Source organism: Shewanella sp. SG44-6 (genome assembly GCF_014164185.1).
Taxonomy (GTDB): domain Bacteria; phylum Pseudomonadota; class Gammaproteobacteria; order Enterobacterales; family Shewanellaceae; genus Shewanella; species Shewanella vesiculosa.
The window spans coordinates 1-20,307 of the sequence record NZ_JACJER010000064.1; the positions used below are offsets into that span (position 1 = coordinate 1).

20 protein-coding genes are annotated in these 20,307 nt (G+C 41.9%); 14 read left to right on the forward strand and 6 right to left on the reverse strand.

Annotation, left to right across the window (positions count from 1 at the left end):
- Positions 1 to 401: 401 nt before the first annotated feature.
- Positions 402 to 878, reverse strand: coding sequence for a hotdog fold domain-containing protein (locus tag H5185_RS12670; RefSeq protein ID WP_182722487.1), 477 nt, complete (start codon positions 876 to 878; stop codon positions 402 to 404).
- 192 nt (positions 879 to 1,070) lie between these two features.
- Here H5185_RS12670 and H5185_RS12675 point away from each other — a divergent pair, with 192 nt between their 5' ends.
- The 13 genes from H5185_RS12675 (at position 1,071) to H5185_RS12735 (ending at position 14,735) form a co-directional block, all read left to right on the forward strand.
- Positions 1,071 to 1,955: a DUF368 domain-containing protein gene (locus tag H5185_RS12675; RefSeq protein ID WP_182742299.1), complete on the forward strand. Its 885-nt coding sequence runs from the start codon at positions 1,071 to 1,073 to the stop codon at positions 1,953 to 1,955.
- A gap of 485 nt (positions 1,956 to 2,440) precedes the next feature.
- Positions 2,441 to 3,403 carry a DUF523 and DUF1722 domain-containing protein gene (locus H5185_RS12680; RefSeq protein ID WP_220487700.1) on the forward strand — a complete coding sequence of 321 codons (963 nt, stop codon included), beginning with the start codon at positions 2,441 to 2,443 and terminating at the stop codon, positions 3,401 to 3,403.
- An 11-nt stretch (positions 3,404 to 3,414) separates the two neighbouring features.
- Positions 3,415 to 4,848, forward strand: coding sequence for a deoxyribodipyrimidine photo-lyase (gene phrB, locus H5185_RS12685; protein WP_182742288.1), 1,434 nt, complete (start codon positions 3,415 to 3,417; stop codon positions 4,846 to 4,848).
- 276 nt (positions 4,849 to 5,124) lie between these two features.
- Positions 5,125 to 6,336: an NnrS family protein gene (locus H5185_RS12690; RefSeq protein WP_182742289.1), complete on the forward strand. Its 1,212-nt coding sequence runs from the start codon at positions 5,125 to 5,127 to the stop codon at positions 6,334 to 6,336.
- A 188-nt stretch (positions 6,337 to 6,524) separates the two neighbouring features.
- Positions 6,525 to 7,919 (forward strand): ammonia-forming cytochrome c nitrite reductase subunit c552, encoded by a 1,395-nt coding sequence (locus H5185_RS12695; RefSeq protein ID WP_220494451.1) that lies wholly within the window; start codon positions 6,525 to 6,527, stop codon positions 7,917 to 7,919.
- 220 nt (positions 7,920 to 8,139) lie between these two features.
- A complete protein-coding gene (locus tag H5185_RS12700; RefSeq protein WP_220494452.1) occupies positions 8,140 to 8,643 on the forward strand; it encodes a nuclear transport factor 2 family protein in 504 nt (167 codons plus the stop codon).
- The gene (locus H5185_RS12705; protein ID WP_182742291.1) at positions 8,643 to 9,392 is read left to right on the forward strand and encodes an SDR family NAD(P)-dependent oxidoreductase; all 750 of its coding nucleotides are present in this window, start codon (positions 8,643 to 8,645) and stop codon (positions 9,390 to 9,392) included. The genes H5185_RS12700 and H5185_RS12705 overlap by 1 nt, the downstream gene beginning before the upstream one ends.
- 49 nt (positions 9,393 to 9,441) lie before the next feature.
- Positions 9,442 to 10,710, forward strand: a complete 1,269-nt coding sequence (locus H5185_RS12710) for an NAD(P)/FAD-dependent oxidoreductase (protein WP_182698971.1) — start codon at positions 9,442 to 9,444, stop codon at positions 10,708 to 10,710.
- Complete coding sequence (locus H5185_RS12715; protein ID WP_182698970.1) at positions 10,707 to 11,528, forward strand: DUF1365 domain-containing protein; 822 nt, start codon at positions 10,707 to 10,709, stop codon at positions 11,526 to 11,528. The genes H5185_RS12710 and H5185_RS12715 overlap by 4 nt, the downstream gene beginning before the upstream one ends.
- 104 nt (positions 11,529 to 11,632) lie before the next feature.
- Complete coding sequence (locus tag H5185_RS12720; RefSeq protein ID WP_182698984.1) at positions 11,633 to 12,868, forward strand: cyclopropane-fatty-acyl-phospholipid synthase family protein; 1,236 nt, start codon at positions 11,633 to 11,635, stop codon at positions 12,866 to 12,868.
- A 77-nt stretch (positions 12,869 to 12,945) separates the two neighbouring features.
- Entirely contained in the window at positions 12,946 to 13,482 is a 537-nt protein-coding gene (locus H5185_RS12725) for a DUF2878 domain-containing protein (protein ID WP_182742292.1), read from the forward strand.
- A complete protein-coding gene (locus tag H5185_RS12730) occupies positions 13,483 to 14,127 on the forward strand; it encodes a chalcone isomerase family protein (RefSeq protein WP_182742293.1) in 645 nt (214 codons plus the stop codon).
- 53 nt (positions 14,128 to 14,180) lie between these two features.
- Positions 14,181 to 14,735 (forward strand): DUF3833 domain-containing protein, encoded by a 555-nt coding sequence (locus tag H5185_RS12735; protein WP_182742301.1) that lies wholly within the window; start codon positions 14,181 to 14,183, stop codon positions 14,733 to 14,735.
- 88 nt (positions 14,736 to 14,823) lie between these two features.
- Here the strand turns inward: H5185_RS12735 and H5185_RS12740 are convergent, their stop codons facing one another.
- Positions 14,824 to 15,168 carry a DUF3634 family protein gene (locus tag H5185_RS12740; protein ID WP_124017894.1) on the reverse strand — a complete coding sequence of 115 codons (345 nt, stop codon included), beginning with the start codon at positions 15,166 to 15,168 and terminating at the stop codon, positions 14,824 to 14,826.
- 338 nt (positions 15,169 to 15,506) lie between these two features.
- Here H5185_RS12740 and H5185_RS12745 point away from each other — a divergent pair, with 338 nt between their 5' ends.
- Positions 15,507 to 15,686, forward strand: coding sequence for a hypothetical protein (locus H5185_RS12745; RefSeq protein ID WP_182742294.1), 180 nt, complete (start codon positions 15,507 to 15,509; stop codon positions 15,684 to 15,686).
- 222 nt (positions 15,687 to 15,908) lie between these two features.
- Here the strand turns inward: H5185_RS12745 and H5185_RS12750 are convergent, their stop codons facing one another.
- The 4 genes from H5185_RS12750 to H5185_RS12765 all read right to left on the reverse strand — a co-directional run bounded on the left by H5185_RS12750 (position 15,909) and on the right by H5185_RS12765 (position 20,034).
- On the reverse strand, positions 15,909 to 16,631 hold the full coding sequence (locus H5185_RS12750; protein WP_124017896.1) for a TorF family putative porin: 723 nt from the start codon (positions 16,629 to 16,631) through the stop codon (positions 15,909 to 15,911).
- 120 nt (positions 16,632 to 16,751) lie between these two features.
- A complete protein-coding gene (locus H5185_RS12755) occupies positions 16,752 to 17,117 on the reverse strand; it encodes a cupin domain-containing protein (RefSeq protein ID WP_124017897.1) in 366 nt (121 codons plus the stop codon).
- Between the two features lie 9 nt (positions 17,118 to 17,126).
- Positions 17,127 to 18,626, reverse strand: a complete 1,500-nt coding sequence (locus tag H5185_RS12760) for a CoA-acylating methylmalonate-semialdehyde dehydrogenase (RefSeq protein WP_182742295.1) — start codon at positions 18,624 to 18,626, stop codon at positions 17,127 to 17,129.
- 55 nt (positions 18,627 to 18,681) lie between these two features.
- Complete coding sequence (locus H5185_RS12765; RefSeq protein WP_182742296.1) at positions 18,682 to 20,034, reverse strand: aspartate aminotransferase family protein; 1,353 nt, start codon at positions 20,032 to 20,034, stop codon at positions 18,682 to 18,684.
- Between the last annotated feature and the right edge of the window lie 273 nt (positions 20,035 to 20,307).

The following is a 20,307-nucleotide window of genomic DNA, read 5'->3' on the forward strand; positions in this document are numbered from 1 at the left end:
ATGGAAAGCGATTAATCCTACCAAAAAAAAGAAAGCGAAAACCATTTCCAAGACAAGTGCTATATAAAGCACCACGTTACCCCTATAAGAAAAGAGCCGCTCACTGTTAAGCGAGCGGCATTACATGTTATATGACGCCTTTTAAAACTCAGACTCGAACGTTCTCTGAGCTGATGCGAATATTATTGCTTATTAATCAATATGATGATTAACTAAGCTCTGCCATTTAAACTTACTGTTCTCGTCTGAAACACCTTAACTATGAGCTTTGCAGCCATCATAGATCATAGCCATTATGATGATTTATATTTGCTTGCGCACAGCATTATTAACATTATGCCTTTCAATCAATTGAATAAAAAACTCAATAAAAACTATAGATATAGACAACCTTTAGTTAATTATTTTTGAGGTTTCTGTGAAATCCACAGTTTAATGTGCCCTTGGACGACCACCACACCATTGGTATCATAGGCTTTAACATCGACTAACATATCGCCCACTTGCCACTGCTCTGGTTTTACCTCTGCAACACATAAAATATCACTCGCCGCTTTTGCAGTGTAATCGACTGACATTCCTTTTGGTATCCAACGTAAATGCGCCGGAATCGATGCTTCAGCCATAGTGCCCATAGCCATTTCTAAACCATTACAAATAGCAATAACATGCACAGTGCCAATATGATTTTGGACTTTTTTACGCTTTTTGATTAAACATTCACAACGGTTTACACGTAAATCGCTTATGTAAGGATGTACTGTGCCAAAATAGGGCGCCATACGCGCTACCATTTTAGAGAATATATGCTTACCAAAAGGGTACGCGGTCACTTTTTGATATAGCGACATGACTTTATTAGATTTAGTTTGGGCCATTGGAAAGACTCTGGTTATTGTGTAAGTAAGTTGTCTGGTCGGATGAGGTTAGCATTGTTGTAACCTGCGGTGAAGTCATGATCAATATTTTCCATCGCTCATTACACTGGCCACAGGTATAATTTACTTGATTAGACACTTTAAGGATGAATTTTGAAAACTGACTCACTGATATTAAATTATTTTAAAGGTATGGCTATGGGGGCGGCAGATGTTGTTCCTGGGGTGTCTGGCGGCACAATTGCATTTATTACCGGTATTTTAGACCCGCTGTTGGATGGTATTCGCAAAATTAATTTGTCGTTAGTGGGGGTGATTAAACAAAAAGGGATTAAAGGTGCTTTTTTACACATTAACGGTCCTTTTTTATTGTGTGTTTTTGGCGGTATTTTAACCAGCATTTTTACCTTAGCTAAATTAATTTCTTGGCTATTAGAGACGCATCCTATTCCAGTGTGGTCGTTCTTTTTTGGCTTAATTTTGTTTTCTGTGGCTCACATGCTCAAGCAAGTGGATAAATTCACTGTTGTTCGGGTTGTTATGTTTATTGTCGGTGTCGCATTTGCATGGGCAATCACAGTGTTGCACCCTATTGAAATGCAGGTGAGTTACCTTAACTTCTTTTTCTGTGGTGCCATTGCTATTTGCGCCATGATATTACCGGGCATTTCGGGCAGTTTTATTTTACTGCTCTTAGGGATGTATCCTGCGGTGTTAGCTGCTGCAAAAGGGTTTGATATTGTTTATTTAGCCTGTTTTGCTTTAGGTGCTGTTGCGGGACTATTGAGTTTTAGCCATGTGTTATCGGCATTGTTGCGTAAATTCCACGATGCGACTTTACTCTTTTTAACTGGGTTGATGTTAGGCACGCTCGGTAAAATCTGGCCATGGAAACAAGTGATTAGCTGGCGTGAAAACTCTAAAGGCGAGTTAGTGCCATTGGTTGAGCAAAATTTATCTCCGTTTCAGTTTGAGCAAATTACCGGTGAGTCATCACAAATGATCGTCGCTATAGTGTGTCTGCTGATTGGCATTGGTTTGGTTTGGGGCCTAGAGCGCGTGGGTAATCGAGCGTAAAACTCATTTAACATTTCAATCAGTGGCGTTGAGTTAACGCCTTAAGTTGCATATGAATAAAAAGCAGAACTTAGGTTCTGTTTTTTTATCGCTATTTTTAAGTAAGGTTATGTTGGTGTTATGTTTGATTATGTTTTGCCGCAAATGGTTGTTCGATAACAAGCCAATAACGCACTAGAAGGTGGCTTCGGATGCTATCCAAATGGGCGGCTAAAGGGTCTTGGTTATCTTGATACAATGAGTTTGTTATCAGGTTTTGTTTAGCATGACTAAGTGGCACATCTTATACTGCGATTGAAAACCGTTTGCTGCGAACAAACTTTAACCGCCCTAATCTTATGTTGCACAAAACCACAAATATCCCTATAAACAATGAACTTAATTTTGTTTTATTCGTATATTTGGTCTAATTACATATGCGTTAACTATGCTATCTTTTTTAATCCCACCTTGGGAATATTACTTTTACCACAGGAGTGCATAACATGCCAGATATCGATATATTTGTGCCAGAAAAAATCCAGATTGGGATCAGCAGCTGTTTGCTGGGTAACCAAGTTCGTTTTGACGGCGGCCACAAAAACTCCTATTACTGCAGACAAGAAATTGAACCGTTTTTTGAATACACCACAGTGTGTCCTGAAATGGCTATTGGCATGGGTGCACCACGTAAAAGTATTCGCCAAGTGCGAGATGGCGATATTGTCCATATCCGCAGTGCCGATGGCTCGTTAGACGTGACCGATAAATTGAATGAATACTCCCAAGCTAAAGTAGAAGAGTTAGACTACCTTGGTGGTTATATTTTATGTGCTAAATCGCCAACGTGCGGTATGGAAAGGGTAACCGAGTACAAAATTGGCACCAATAATGGAACCAAGACTGGTGTCGGCGTGTTTGCCAAGAAATTAATGGAGCGTTATCCACTACTACCAGTGGAGGAAGAAGGCCGTTTACATGATTTGCCATTAAGAGAGAATTTCTTTACTCGAGTGTTTGCCTATAACGATTGGCGTAAAATGACCCAGTCGGGGTTAACTAAGCATAAGTTAATGCAGTTTCATTCGCGTTATAAGTACTTACTTATGGCACATAGTCCCCAATGGTATCGCGAGCTAGGCCCTATTCTGGCTGATATTCAAGATGTTGAGCAGTCGGCGCAGGTATACTTTGAGGGCTTTATGACCGCGCTTAAAATTATTGCCACCCGTAAAAATCACACCAGTACTTTGCAGCATATTCAGGGCTATTTTAAGAAGAAACTGACAGCAGCCCAGAAAGAGGAATTAAGCGAATCGATTTTAAAATATCGTCAAGGACTATTGCCTTTACTGGTTCCTATTACCTTGATCAATCATTATGTGCGTGAGTTTCCGACACCCTATATTGAAGAGCAAGTGTATTTAAATCCGCACCCTGAAGCGTTAAAGCTTCGTTACGCCTATTAGGTCGAGTGTTAATGACTTCTATGAATAGCTTGATGTGGTTCAGGCAAGACTTACGTGTTGCTGATAACCCAGCATTAGTCGCGGCTTGTCAATTTGCCAAGCAACATCAAAGTAAGGTTAGGGCTGTGTATATTGTGACTCCGTCGCAATGGGCGCAGCATGATGTCGCGCCAATACAAATTAACTTTATTCAGCGGCACGTCAATTTATTAGCCCAGTCACTTGCTGCGTTAGGCATACCCTTGGACGTACTGCATCTTGAGTGGTTTAGTGATACTCAGGCCGCGTTAAATGATTACCTGCAGCAGCATCATATTGATGCCGTGTTTGCCGGTAGCGAGCCGGAAATTAACGAACGCCGCCGCGACAGTGGCTTAATTGAGCAAGGGTTACCCCTGACGTTAATTGATCAAGACTGTGTATTGGCAAGTGGGCAAGTACAAAATTTGTCTGGTGATATGTATAAGGTGTTTACCCCATTTTCGAAAAAATGGAAAAGCATTGCCAGTCAAAAAGCGATAGTTCCCCTCGCAGTGCCAGCTCCAGTTGCGGCAGCCTTGCCATCACCTGCCGCTATTGAGTTTACTTGCCCTTCGCGTAACAGCGAACAATGGGCTGCTGGCGAAGGTGCAGCAAAGCGAATACTTGAACAATTTTTAGCAAGTCAGGTTGCAGATTATCAAGCAGAACGAGATTTCCCCGCCCTTGAAGGCACGAGTCGCTTATCACCCTTTTTAGCTATCGGAGTGGTGAGTTCTCGTCAATGTGTTGCGGCAATATTAGCGCGATACCCAGAAGCATTAGTTGATGATACTTGCGCGGCGAAAACCTGGTTAAATGAGCTTATTTGGCGTGAGTTTTATCGACATCTGCTCGTGGCATTCCCGCATTTATCAATGGCGCAAAATTTTAATGAGCTGGGTAAAGGGATTGTTTGGCGAAATAATGCTGAGGAGTTTACCGCCTGGTGCGATGGGCAGACGGGTTATCCGATTATTGATGCTGCCATGCGCCAATTAAATCAAACGGGTTGGATGCATAACCGCTTACGTATGGTGGTCGCCAGTTTTTTAACCAAGCACTTATTGGTCGATTGGCGCTGGGGTGAACGTTACTTTAGGCAGCAATTGATTGATGGAGACTTAGCGGCCAATAATGGTGGTTGGCAATGGTCTGCTGGCACCGGATGCGATGCGCAGCCTTATTTTAGGGTATTTAACCCTATGACCCAAAGTAGTAAGTTTGACCCTGATGGCAGTTTTATTAAACGTTACGTTCCAGAGGTTGCCCGCTGGTCGTTAAAAGATATCCATGAACCTAAAACGGTTAACGTTAATGACTTATTTGCCTCACCACAAGGCGACAGTTATCCAAAACCTATTGTTGAACACAAGATGGCCCGCCTCCGGGCAATAGAAGTGTTAAGTGCGTTAAAGCGTGGTTAATCCTATTTATTGTCACTACTGACGAGCTATTGAGTTGATTAACTTGACTGCTTAAGTTCGCAAATCGGTGAATACAGTTTAAGGCCGCTATTATCTCTTATGATAATAGCGGCCTTTTTTTGGGCTTAGATCACACTATGGGCTTGGCTAAGCGGTCGATTGGTGAGTATTGATTGAAGCAGTTCAATTAACGGCATAGAATTACTTATTAAAGGTTTAAAATTTATGCATGTTTAAATCTTGTTGCTGTTATGCCACTAAGTGAGTGAACTGTTTATGTTAAATATTGATGATCCTGCGGAAACTGATAACACTCCTGCTATATGGCGTTTAGGCTTTAGACCATTTTTTTTGGGTGGGGCGAGTATTGCGGCCTTATATATTCCATTGTGGTTAATGGGTTGGTTTACGTCACAATTTAGCCTATTTAACAGTGAATTTTGGGCTAACGTGGTGCCGTTATGGTGGCATCCGCACGAAATGTTATTCGGCTTTGCCATGGCGATAGTATGTGGCTTTTTACTCACAGCCGTTCAGGCGTGGACTAACCAACCGACCATTAAAGGGCGCGCATTAATGCTCACCTTTGGGTGTTGGTTTATTGCTCGCTTGATGTTGCTGTTGCCAATGAATATTCCTTTGTTTTTACCGGCAATATTCGACAGCTTATTTTTAGGCTTGAGCGCTTATGCATTGTGGCGTTGTATTTATCCCGTTAAGCAATGGCGAAATATTGGGTTTCCGCTGCTATTGCTGGTGGCCTTAGTGGTCAACTTAGTCAGTTACTATGCTCTGTCTGAACGTAACTTCTCGTTATCAACTCAATTATGGCAAGGGATGATTTGGTGGTTCGCCATGGTGATCACTATAGTCGGTGGCCGCGTGATCCCATTTTTTACCGCAATGAGAATTAAACAACCCAAACCCGATCCCATTATCGCACTCGAGAAGACGTTAATATTGGCAATGGGTTTACTGTTTATTCAAGCCATCACTCATTGGCTTCCTAAGGGGGCAGAGCAACTGCTGCTTGTTGTTGCAGGCATATTACATTTACTCCGTTTTGCCCGATGGCAAGCACATAAAACTCTAAAAGAGCCGATGTTATGGTCGTTACATATATCGTATTTTTCGTTGCCTATCACACTGTTATTAATGGCTGTAAATATTGATAACGAATATGCCTATCGTACCTTGCTGCATCTGTTTGCCATTGGCGGGATTGCTTCATTATGTTTATCAATGATTTCAAGAGTTTCACTTGGGCATACTAGTCGTAATATCTACCAAGGACCTAACATGACCTGGGCATTTTTATGTGTGCCGCTTGCTGCAGTGTTACGTGCCGTTATGCCTTTGTTGATGCCTGAATACACGCAAATTTGGTTATGGGCAGCAGGGGCTTGTTGGTTTATGGGCTTTGGGCTATTTGTGTGGTTTTACGCGCCGATATTAATGCGACCACGTCTTGATGGTCGTCCGGGATAATCTGGCCACTGTATCTTTTATATCAAGTTACTTAAGCAATAACCCGGCTAGGTAGTTAAACAGACGGTGTCATAACCAGTGAACCCATTTATAGATAAGCAGTACTTTAGACTTAGTTCTCAAAGATTAATTAACGTGATGAATAAACAAAGGTTAGCAATGTGATGGATCTACTTATCGAGGTGATAATGAAGGCTACGCAGCCGATGCGAAGCAAGATAGGCTTAAGTGTTATTCTTGGGGCAATAGCTCTGTTGAGTCTAACCTCTTGGTCGCTCAAAGGTGCTGAGGTGGATCCTAATCAACTAAAGTTTCCACAACAATATGACTCATGGCAAGCAACCGAAGAACAAGTAGATCGAGACGATATACTGGCGCAATATCCTGCCAATATCATTTTATGGGCAGGTTCATCATTTGCCAAAGAATATCATAGCCCTCGCGGGCATCAGTTTGCTGTAGCTGACGTGACACATACCTTGCGTACTGGTGTTGCAATAGCTGAAGGTGACAAAGGTTTATCTGCCAGTTGCTGGACCTGTAAAACACCTGATGCCCCTAGATTGATTAAAGAAATGGGTATTCAAGGTTTTTCAGGTGCCAATTTTGTTGATTTAGGCCGTGAAATCAAATCCGTTGTTTACTGCAGTGATTGTCATGTTGATGGCAGTGCTAAACTCGCATTACCTCGACCACATGCACAAGATGCGATGGCAAAAATTAAACTGCCTTTTGATAAGCAAAACCACACTATGCAAGGGGCACAGGTTTGTGGTCAATGTCATGTGAGTTATTATTTCCAGCCTGAAAATAATAACAAGGTTAATATTCCATGGATTTTTGGCAGCACTGCCGATGAAATTGAAAAGTATTACGACACACGTCGCTTTTACGAATGGATCCACCCCATTTCTAAAACCCCAATATTAAAAGCGCGTCATCCAGAGTTTGAACATTGGAGTCGTTCGGCTCACGCTAAGCAAGGCGTGACCTGTATAACCTGTCATATGCCGCCTGCGACCGATGAAAAAGGCGCTACATTTACTGACCATAAGGTTGGTGGTGCATTAGACAATTTTGATCGTAGTTGTGCAAATTGTCATAGCAGTAAAGCGGCCATCACCAAAAAGCTTGATAAAACCAAAGCTACTATTGATGCCAAAGCACGACATGTAGAGTCATTGCTGATTAAGGCGCATTACGAAGCCAAAGCAGCGTGGGATGCGGGGGCTACATGGGCGCAAATGAATGATGCTATTATGGCTATTCGTCATTCACAATGGCGTTGGGATTTTGCCACTGCATCGCATGGTATGTATGCTCATAATCCTAAAGAAGGGATTGAACTACTGGATAAATCGACTGAACAGGTTACTTATGCCCGTGAAGTATTGGCCCGCATATTAAGTCAAATGTCAGTTACTGAAGTTGAGTACCCAGATTATAGTACCAAAGAAAAAGCCCACGCCGCTATTGGCTTTGTTGAAGCCGACGCGATGAAGGCGAAACATGCATTTATTCAACAGGAAGTTGATAAATACTGGCATCCAGTGGCCAAAACAGGTTACTCAGTTTCTGAATAAAACACACAATTACTGACTTTATTAACGCCTAAGCTCTGCTTAGGCGTTTTGCTGTGTGGCTCATTTAACATGTTGATCTACTTTTGCGAGTATGTCGTATCAACCCCCATAAGTTTTTATTTGTTTCACGGTCATTAAATGCTTTTATCTGATTGTCATATAAGGCATTGTTATATTTATGTTCCGTGAGTTTTTAGGGTCGCGTGGTAGGAGTCTGTTAATGCAAGGTGCACAATCGATAGTTGATACTCAATCAGTACCATTAAATACGGACAATTCTGCGTCTGTGAGTGGTCATCCGGCTATTGTTGATGCCTTTATTAATATGTATCAACAGCTCAATAAAGATAATTTGTTTCTACTCAGTCAAGTCTATCGCGATGATATTTGCTTTAGAGATCCGATGCATCATGTCGAGGGCATGGAAGCATTAACGCATTATTTTGCCAACATGTATCAAAACGTCACCCACATTGAATTTGATATCAAAGAAGTGGTCATCAGTGCTGATAATCAGCAAGCCGCTTTGTATTGGACCATGAGTTATACACATCCTAAATTAAGTAAAGGCCAGCTAATAAATGTTGAAGGCATGTCGCAACTTAAATTTTCCGATAAGATATTTTCTCATAGAGACTACTTTGACCTAGGACAAATGCTCTATGAGCAAGTGCCTTTTTTAGGAGGTCTCATCGGCTTACTTAAAAATAGGGTGGCGAAGTAATGGCAACTGTTAACGCGAGTTCCAAGGCCGTATTAATTACTGGAGCCAGCTCAGGTATTGGGTTAGCTTTAGCTGAATATTACCTTGAAAAAGGTATTGCTGTAATAGCTTGTGGCCGAAATGCTCAAGCATTAGAGGCGATTACCGGCGCCACACCGCTAGAATTTGATATTACTGATAATGAGCAGGTACAAGCCGCCGCCGCTAAGCTTAAGCAACTATTGCAGCATAATGGTTGGCAGTTACAGCAAGTGGTATTGAATGCCGGAAGCTGCGAATACATTGATGATGCATTGCATTTTGACTCGGCTTTATTTGCGCGAGTGATCAATACCAATGTGGTTGCTATGGGTTATTGTCTAGAACATTTTTTACCGCTTTTAGGCCGTGGTGCTCAGCTGGGGCTGATGAGTTCAAGCGCCACCTATCTGCCGTTTCCGCGTGCCGAAGCCTATGGCGCATCAAAAGCGGCCATTACTTATTTAGGTCGCAGTTTACGAGTTGATCTTGCCAAACATGGGATTGGGGTGAGTGTGATTTGCCCAGGTTTTGTTAAAACCCCCTTAACCGCTAAAAATGACTTTGCTATGCCAATGCAAATCTCGCCTCAGCAAGCCGCTGTGGCCATTTATAACGGTATGCAACGCCAAAAATGTGAGATCCATTTTCCAACCAAATTCACTTGGTTACTTAAATTAGCCTCTTTATTGCCAGAAAAATTATTAGTGTCTTTATTGGCTCCTAAATAGCTTGCTCAAGTCAATCAACAATAAAGTCTTAGTGTCAGGGATTAACGAAATGAAAAATATTGCTGTAATAGGTAGTGGAATTGCAGGCTTAACGAGTGCCCACTTACTCAGCCGGGAACACACAGTAACTGTGTTTGAGGCTAATGATTATATTGGTGGTCATACAGCTACCATAGATGTAGAAGTTGCTGGCCAGCAATACGCAATCGACTCAGGCTTTATTGTGTTTAACGATCGTACTTATCCGCTTTTTGAAACATTAATGGCGCAACTTAAGATTAAATCGATACCCACTGAAATGAGCTTTAGTGTTAACAATGCACTCACGGGGCTTGAATATAATGGCCATAATTTGTGGAGTTTATTTGCCCAGCGCCGTAATTTATTTCGTCCAAGTTTTTACAAGTTTTTAGGCGAGATAGTTCGGTTTAATAATGGTTGTAAAGTGATTTATGAGGCAGATAAATACCCTACGGCTTCACTAGGTGAATATCTTGACCAGCAAGGTTTTTCTGCCTTTTTCTGTGAGCATTACATTTTACCTATGGGCGCCGCTATTTGGTCTGCCAGTATTGATGATATGCGCGGTTTTTCACTGCGATTTTTCATTCGTTTTTTCCAACATCATGGATTATTAAATATTAATGATCGCCCGCAGTGGTATGTACTTGAAGGCGGTTCGCGCAGTTATATTCCTGCTTTAACGGCACCTTTCAAAGATCGCATTCAGCTTAATTCTCCCGTTACAGGTATTAAGCGCAGCGATGATGGCGTATATGTTCAAGTGGCTAAAGGGGAATGGCAGCGTTTTGATGATGTGGTATTAAGTTGCCATAGCGATCAGGCATTAGCGATGTTAACTGATGCTACTCAAGACGAGATTGACGTGTTAGGTGCGATGGAATACCAGAATAATGAAGTGGTATTACATACCGACATTAATCTGCTGCCTAAACGCAAAGCGGCATGGGCAAGTTGGAATTATCGTTTAGATGGTAAAAATCAGCAAGATATTGCCCAGCGTCCTGCCAGTGTGACTTATAACATGAATATTTTGCAGTGTTTACCAGCCAGTGCGCCAACATTCTGTGTCACTCTCAATCAAACGGCGTTAATTGACGAACGTAAAATTTTGCGTAAGTTTAATTATGCTCACCCAGTATTTAATGATGCCAGCATGAAGTCTCAAGCAAAAAGATCGCTTATCAATGGTAAACACAATACCTACTTTGCGGGAGCTTACTGGCACAACGGATTTCATGAAGACGGCGTTCGGAGTGCGGTTGAAGTATGCGATCTTTTTGGGATTAGTTTATGAATCAACCCACATCGGTAATGAAACATGATCAATTAAACAGTGGCATTTACTGTGGCAAGGTTAACCATCGCCGTCATACGCCTAAGGTGCACAGTTTCGGTTATAACATTGCGATGATGGCAATTGATTTAGATGAACTGCCAGCATTAACGGCGGTGAGTAAGTTGTTTTCAACAGACAAGTTTACCCCACTTAAATTTAAGCCTAGCGATTATCTCAATGCGCTTGAGCAGCAATTTGGTGAGAAACTTGCGTTAAGCCAAGCTTGTGTAGGCTCTGATGCTGTGGCATTGAAACATCGCGTGTTGGCAACCATTGAGCATTTAGGTGCTACACAAATATGCGATAAAGTGATATTTTCTGGGCAGATACGCCATTTTGGTTTTTATTTTAGTCCGGTCAATTTTTACTTTTGTTATCATCAAGATGAGCTAATCTATATGCTCGCTGAGGTGAGTAATACTCCTTGGAATGAGCGTCATTGTTATCTGGTGGATATTGCCAATACTACTCAAACAGACAAAGTGTTTCATGTGTCGCCTTTTATGAACTTAGATATGCATTACTTGTGGCGTATTACGCCCCCAGCTAAACATTTGAAAGTGACTATTGAAAATAGAAATGCCAATAACGATAAGCTATTTGATGCTGGTTTAGTGTTAAAACGCCAACTGATTACCTCAAGTTCGATACGCCAATTTATGTTGGGTTACCCATTGATGACGCTCAAAATTATGTTGGGTATTTATTGGCAAGCTATGAAGTTATTTATTAAGCGGATCCCATTTGTTGGCAAGCAGACCGTTAAGTTGAATTAATCGTTATTGAAAAATGTAAACCAAATAAGTGGTTATCACGTATTACAGTTTCATTACGCCAATAAAGCGATCGAATAAGACAGTGTATGAACTGGAGAAATGACATGGAAAATATGGTGACAGAAAGTAGCATGACTCAAGCGAGTTTATCTGACAGCCTGGCAAGGAAAATTCTTCTTCGCGCATTAGCGCATCTTGCTGAAGGTCATTTAACGATTGTTGATGGTAATCAAACTTCAGAGTTTGGCGATCCTAAAAGCGATGTGCACGCCACAATGCAGGTTCAGCATGCTAACTTTTATCGTCAAGTGGTGTTTGGCGGTTCAATTGGCGCTGGTGAAGCTTATATTCAAGGCCATTGGTGTAGCCCTGATTTGACCAAAGTGGTGCAGATTTTTGCCAAAAACCTAGCCTTGCTAGACAATATCGAGCGTTATTTTTCATGGTTGAGCAATGGTCTCAATCGCATTAAACATGTATTTAATCGTAATTCTGAAACCGGCTCTAAGCGAAATATTCTGGCGCATTACGATTTAGGTAATGACATGTATAAAGAGTTTCTTGACCCAGAAATGATGTATTCAAGTGCACTTTATCCGGCAGATGATAGCAGTCTAAATGAAGCGCAATTACACAAGTTGCACACCATTTGTGAGCGTTTAGATTTAAGTCCAGGCCAAACCTTGCTTGAAGTTGGTACCGGTTGGGGCGCTTTGGCCATTTATGCGGCGAAACATTATGGCGTGCATGTTACGACCACGACCATTTCCGATGCTCAGTACGATTATGCACTAGCGCGAGTGAAGCAAGAAGGGCTTGAAAATAGTATTACCTTATTGAAACAAGATTATCGTTTATTGACGGGTGAATATGACCGAGTCGTATCGATTGAAATGATTGAAGCTGTCGGCCACGAATATTTAGGCGGTTTTTTCGAAAAACTGCAGCATATGCTTAAACCAGACGGGCGCATGCTTATCCAGGCGATTACCATTGCCGACCAACGTTACAATAGCTATCGCAAGAGTGTCGACTTTATACAGCGCTATATATTCCCCGGCGGTTGCTTACCGTCGGTGAGTGAAATGACTCGTCACATCGCCAAGAAAACCGACATGGTCACCTGGTCTATTGATGATATGGGTAAAGACTATGCGCGTACTTTAAAGCATTGGCATGAGAATTTTGATGCTGCTTACGACAAAATAAAAGCCTTAAATTATGGTGATGACTTTATTCGTATGTGGAAGTTTTATCTGAGCTACTGCGAAGGTGGTTTTTTAGAACGTACCACAAGTACAGTGCATTTAGTTGCCGTGCGTCCTCAATACCGATCTTAATCAATGATAGTGTTATCTTGCTATTTACATCCCCGGTAATATATTACCGGGACGTCTCATCCTGTGTGTGAGGTGTTATGTCTTCTTACGGTATTCCGCCAACGTTATTTATCTTAATTAACGCCGTGTGCTTCCAATTAGTTTGGTGGGCGGGAGTACTGGCTCAAAATCAACTCTTATTACTGTCTATTTTATTGATCATTAGTCACTTTTTATTATCACCATCAGCGCGTCATGATGCATTAGTTATGGGTGTTTGTGGGGCAATTGGCATCGCGGTTGATAGTCTATTGGTGTGGTTTGGCGTATTTGAATTCGCTAATATCCCTTATTGGTTGGGACTATTATGGCTCTATTTTGCACTTTGTTTAGACTACAGCTTATCTGTGTTCAGAAAGCTCCCTCTGTGGTTACAGTCAGTATTGGGTGGGGTATTTGGTTGTTTAAGTTATCTTGCTGGCGCTAAATTTGATGCCGTGGAGCTGCCATTGGGAGATGCTTGGAGTGCATTGATATTGGCACTGATCTGGAGTGGCTTATTTCCCGTACTGTTACTAATCAGTAGCAAAAAACTCCCGTATTACAACGGTGGCTCTCGTTTTGGAGAATCCTAGATGAAAACCTTAACCAAGGCTGCTAAATCGCAGCCACATTGGCAGATACCCCAATCGATGCACTGGTTAGCAGAATTACTCTTTGGTGTGGTGGGCGCAATGGTATTAGCACTTGTTGTTATGTTGAGTGTCAGTGATGCTTTTGCTAATGATGGTGACAGTGTTTCACATATTGCGACAACAGCCCCCTTGGTTAAAGCCGACACAGCTGATGTGCCACTGATTGAAGTTGGCACAGCCGACATGAGTCTTCTGTGGCTGGATATCTATAGCGCTAAATTATTTTCCATCGACGGTAAATATCAAGCTAATCGATTTCCAATGACTCTCGACATCCAATATCACCGCGATATTGATGCCGGTGATTTGGTTGATGCGACAATTGAGCAATGGCAGCATCTAGGGTTAACTAAAGATAATATTGAGCTTTATCGTCAACAGATAGTCAAAGCATGGCCTGATGTTAAAGAGGGCGACAGACTCACGTTTAGAGTTAACACGCCTGAAGATGCAGCATTTTTACTTAATGATAAGCCATATTATCAAGTTAATAACAGTCAGTTCCCTGAAGCTTTTCTCGATATCTGGTTGTCAGAAAAAACCAGTCACCCCGAATTACGTAAACAATTAATTGGAGTCAACTAATGCGCACCAGTCTATTATCCATACCTCAAAAGATATCTGTCTCAGCGCGCGGCATGATTAAAAAGTTTGCTCATGTGTGTTTGTTTAGCGGATTACTTTTAGGTGTGATGTCATGTTCATCAGCCTCGATTGAAGATTATCAACAAACGACGCCTAAGTTAGACTTAGCCACATTTTTTGACGGTAAGCTAACGGCGGCAGGCATAGTACAAGATTTTTCTGGCAAGGTGACGCGTAAATTTACTGTGACTATGGAAGCGCACTGGACCGACACGCCACAAGGTAAGCAAGGTGTGATTAACGAATGGTTTGTTTACGATGATGGCGAAAAACAAACTCGAGTATGGAAAATTACTGACAAAGGTAATGGTATTTACCAAGGCACAGCCAATGATATTTTAGGTATTGCAGAGGGTGAGTCGCGCGGCAGTGCATTACGCTGGCGCTATGATATGCAATTAGCTGTTGATGGCAGTGAGTATCAAGTGCATTTTGATGATTGGATGTTTTTAGTCGATGACCAAACCATTATCAATAAAAGTGACATCATTAAGTTTGGTGTTACCGTAGCTCAGGTCACTTTAGTTATTGCTAAGCAAGAAGACTAAGTAACGGACCAAGCTATAGGCTGGTGCTCTGCGAACATAAAAAATGGACTCATTAGAGTCCATTTTTTATGTTCGTCATTAAGCTGTATTAGCCTTTAAGCTTAGACGCATCAACATGTTTTTTATCGTAATACTCAAATGGAAACTGATTGCGGATCTGTTGTACTAGGTTATCGCCTATATTGGCCGAAACATGTAAACGCACGTCACCTGACTTTTCCGCTCTAACAGTGCAAGTGAGTTTGTTTGATTTAGCGATTGCACGGCAGTCTCGCTCAAACTTCTCTGGTATTTTGCCTTTATGTCTGTTGAGTTTGCCATCTTTGAAATGCATTTCAAAAAGGGTTAATCCACGGCTACCACTAAAAATCAGTTTGTAGGCCAGAAAAAATAATACTGCAATTATCAGTACTTTGATGATGGTATCAACCATAGTTTGCTCCTTTAAACCGTATATTTATACGATGGCTATTACCATAAGATACTATGCTACGCTCTGGATGCAATGCTAATTTATTAAAATATATGCGCTAGATCCAAGTTATATTCTATGGTTAAGACCTTATTGATTAATCCAAGATGATTTTGTCATTTGAGTGCTGCCTAAAGCAAATTTGCTGTCATTTAACCTAGGGCATAATGGATATCTGAGGGGGTGATCTTTAGGCTGGTTTAGTTATCGAAATGGCTTTATAAACGATGAATATGTGCTACATTTAATGACGATGCAGGTGCATGTAAATGGATGTATAACTTATTTAAGGACTAAATATGTCACTCTCTAATGCTAGTCGTTGGGCCGAAATCTGTGAAATCCAAACATCTTTAATGCTCGATTTAGCTGATAAATTCCCGCAGCGACGCGAACAATTACAACATATTGCTGACGGCTGGCAATGTGTTAAAAAGCAAGTCCAAGGGCAATCGCTAAATGGATTGTCGACCAAATAACTTCTGCTTTATGACCTTTTTAATCAATATCCAATCTTAGTTTATGGTTAAAGCATAAAAAAACCGCATTATGCGGTTTTTTTGTTTTTAACACCGGCTGATATCCGTTTAATCGTCAACACTCATGTCACATTGCAACTTGTACATAGTGAGCCACAATGGGCTAGTGATAATACGATAAACAATGATCAGCGCTGTTGCGTAGCAATTAACCCCTAAGGGTTAAAATGCGTAACTAACGCTGGCTAGTACTGTGCCTGAGTTTTTATATAGCCCAGAGCTTACTTTGTAATCACCACTCATGTCGGTGTCTAAATAAGCTAAAGATAAGCCAAAACCAGAGACTTCGGTTGATACGCCCACAGAGTAATCTGAATAGCTGTCAAAACCTTCACCATCATCAATGGCGTCACCAAAGTTGTAGCCATAATGCAGGTCTAAACTCCAGTTTTCGGCAAACTCCCAGCCATAATTGATTTCGGTATAGTGCAGATCAAGATCGCTTCCACCGTAGTCATTCGTATACCAATAGGCTGCTCTGAAACCACTGAAGTCGATACCTGCGCTAATCTCTAAATAATCCAGATCGCTTTCGCCTGGGTAGTTGTAACGATATAAGGTTAAGTCATAACTGGTATCGTCGTTAAGTTCACCATAGTAACCAGCATACAAGTCTATTTCGACGTCTGGGCCATTGTAATCTGGCTCATCGAAATCGACATTACTGCCCCAAGCACCGACAAAAAAACCACTTTCATGGCTCCAATCGATATTAGCTTGTAGCGCTGGATCCCCAGCGGTTTGTGATATTCCACGGAAACGATAATCGTTGGTTACAGTGACCGCACCAGATACTTCTGCCGTGGCTAACGGAGCCAGAAGAGTAGCTGATAACGTTAATCCGCTTAACAGTGCAATTCGCGTTCTTTTAAATGTTTTCGACACGATATTATCTCCATTTACATAAAATACAGTGACTGATAGTGAGCTATCTAGCTACTGCGTATGCCACTTATCAGAAGCAAAACCGTCATGGTTTCGTCTGTACCGCATGGCGGTTAAACGTTACTGTTGTTCAAACATAACGTAGATTTTTTTACAGTGATTAACCACTTCCCATGTGCCGGTAAATCCAGCTGGAATAACAAATTTATCACCCGTACTGACGGTTAAGCGTTGGCCTTGACTGTCAGTGATGATGCTAGTGCCTTCGAGAATGTCGCAATATTCATATTCGCTATAATTAATGTTCCAACTGCCAGACTCACTTTGCCAAATACCGACATTAAATTGCTTACATGGGCTTTCAAAATGATTTTGTACTGACTGTAATGGATTACCTGTTATCAGTTTTTCATTGGCCAAGTGATAAGACTCAACCGCAGTTGATTGGCGACTAAACACGGTAATATCGCTAATGTTTTTGTTCATCGAATTCACTTATTTCATCGTAGGCATGATAAATGCTGAAGGTTCGTTACTGTCGCTTTTAGCTTGTGGCCAGCGAGCGGTAATGGCTTTTCGCTTAGTATAAAAACGTACTCCATCAGGTCCGTGCATATGCAGAGGCCCAAATAGTGAGCGTTTCCACCCCCCAAAACTATGAAATGCCATAGGAACCGGAATGGGCACATTCACTCCGACCATACCTACTTCAACATGGTGACAAAAATGGCGTGCAACTTGGCCGCTTTGAGTGAAAATGGCGGTGCCATTGCCAAATTCATGTTGGTTAATTAACGCCAAGGCTTCGGCATAGGTATCGACTCGCACTATTGCTAATACAGGGCCAAAAATTTCTTGTTGGTAAATGCTCATGTTTGGCGTGACATGATCAAATAAGCACGCACCCAAAAAGTAACCTTGCTGGTGGTCGCTAATGCTGATATCACGGCCATCAACCACTAACGTCGCGCCTTCATTCACGCCAGCATCAACGTAATCACGTACTTTGGCTAAGTGTTGCGCCGAAATTAACGGCCCCATGTCCATTTCCGGCGTCACACCGCTACCCACTTTTAAGGCACTAATTTGTGGCAGTAATGCTTCCACCAATTTGTCAGCCACATCACCAACCGCCAATACGACTGAAATTGCCATACAGCGCTCACCGGCACTACCGTATGCCGCCCCCATTAGCGCATTGACTGCTTGATCTAAGTCAGCGTCTGGCATCAATAACATATGATTTTTAGCACCGCCCAACGCCTGTACACGTTTACCGTGAGCAGAAGCTGTACTGTAAATGTATTCAGCAATAGGGGTTGAGCCAACAAAGCTGACGGCGTGAATATCAGGGTGAGTTAACAAGGTATCAACCGCTTCTTTATCACCATTGATAACGTTAAATACACCATCAGGTAGACCGGCTTGTTTAAGCAATTCGGCAATAAACATTACTGCACTTGGATCTTTTTCAGATGGCTTCATGATAAAAGCATTACCGCAGGCTATCGCGATAGGGAACATCCACATTGGCACCATCACTGGAAAGTTAAACGGAGAAATACCCGCCACCACACCTAATGATTGGTTAACTGACCATGAGTCAACACCGCCACCGACTTGCTGAGTATGTTCGCCTTTGAGCAAATGTGGAATGCCACAAGCAAACTCAACGACCTCTAGCCCTCGGGTGATTTCACCTTTAGCATCATCTAATACTTTACCGTGTTCAAGAGTGATTAATTGTGCCAATTTATCAACATGTTGCTCGACTAAGGCTTTAAATTTGAATAATACCCGAGCACGGTTGAGTGGGGTGACTTGTGACCAGGTTTGGTAAGCTTTTTTGGCCGCACTAATCGCTAAGCTCACTTCTTCATGACTCGCCAGTGATACTTGGCCACGGGTTTCACCCGTTGCAGGATCATAGATTGTTTGATTACGCTGACTCGCTGGTGTGTGTTGCCCATCGACAAAATGAGTAATGTTAAGCATGAACTGGATCCTTCTAAGCAAAATAGGTATTCAAGAAATGGGTATTTAAAAACGATTAACCAGCCGCATTAATCGCATCGCTTATGTGATTAACCATGTCGTCGATTTGTGATTTTTCTACAATCAATGGCGGTGATAACGCGATGATGTCAGCGGTTGCTCGCACTAAGGCACCTTGCCTAAAGCAGTGATCAAAAATGGCGTAACCTCGCTTACCCACACCTTTATCGCTCGGTGCCAGTTGGATACCTGCCACTAAACCGGTATTGCGAATATCAATGACGTTTGGCAGTCCTTTAAGGCTGTGAACGGCTTGTTCAAAGTAAGCCTCAAGTCCCTTAGCGCGTTCAAATAACTGCTCATCTTCATATATTGATAAAGTTGCAAGTGCTGACGCTGCGGCAACCGGATGGCCTGAATAAGTGTAACCATGGAAGAATTCAATTAACTCATTAGGGCCATTCATACATGTATCGTGAATGGTATTACTGACAAATACAGCGCCCATCGGAATTGCACCGTTATTAATCGCTTTCGCTGTGGTAATCATGTCTGGCGTCACTTGCCAGCGTTCACTGGCAAAAGCAGCACCAACTCGGCCAAAGCCGGTGATCACTTCATCAAAAATAAGCAAAATACCGTGTTTTTGAGTGATTTCACGCAGGCGCGCTAAGTAACCGTCTGGTGGCAGAATAACCCCTGCTGATCCTGACATCGGCTCGACAATGACAGCGGCAATATTTTCCGCGCCATGTAACGTAATCAGTTGCTCAAGCACTTCGGCTTTATCTAAGCCATGTGGAGGTAAACCATGACTGAAAGCATTATTGGCAATGTCGAGAGTGTGAGGCAGGTGATCAACACCTTGCAGTAATTGTTGGCTGAATGTTTTACGGTTATTACTAATGCCACCCACTGAGATGCCACCAAAACCGACACCATGATAGCCAAGCTCACGGCCGATAAAGCGCGTTCGAGATGCCTGACCATTGGCTCTGTGATAACAAAGTGCCATCTTAAGTGCAGTATCAACCGACTCTGAGCCTGAATTGGTAAAAAATACCTTATCTAATCCATCTGGACTGAGCTGACTGAGTTTATGCGCTAATTCAAATGCAAGTGGATGACCCATTTGAAACGACGGCGCATAATCCATTTGGCTAATTTGTTTACTTACCGCTTCTGAGATCTCTTGCCTTCCGTGTCCCGCATTACAACACCATAGACCTGCGGTAGCATCGAGTACTTTATTGCCTTCAATATCGGTGTAATACATTCCTTGTGCCGAAACAAGGAGACGTGGATTGGCTTTAAACTGCTTGTTGGCGGTAAATGGCATCCAAAAGTGCGCCATATTTGGCCAAGATTGTGATGAATCGCTGATTCCATTTTGCTTATATTCGCTCATAAATTGACTCTACATTGATAGCTACAATTATTAGGGATTCATCTTAAACTGATTAAATAATGAGTGACGAATATTCGCTATGCTATGTCAAAAATAATGAACATAAAAGTGTTTTGTGCATTTATTTAAACTAAATGTGCCTATTTTGTAAAATATATTGAAAATTTCTTGCTGTTCAGCATAATCAGGTGACAATATTGATTAACATAAATGTGTCAGTAAGCCATTTTAGACGGCACAAATTAGTCTTGGCACCTGCTTTATTTCTTAGTT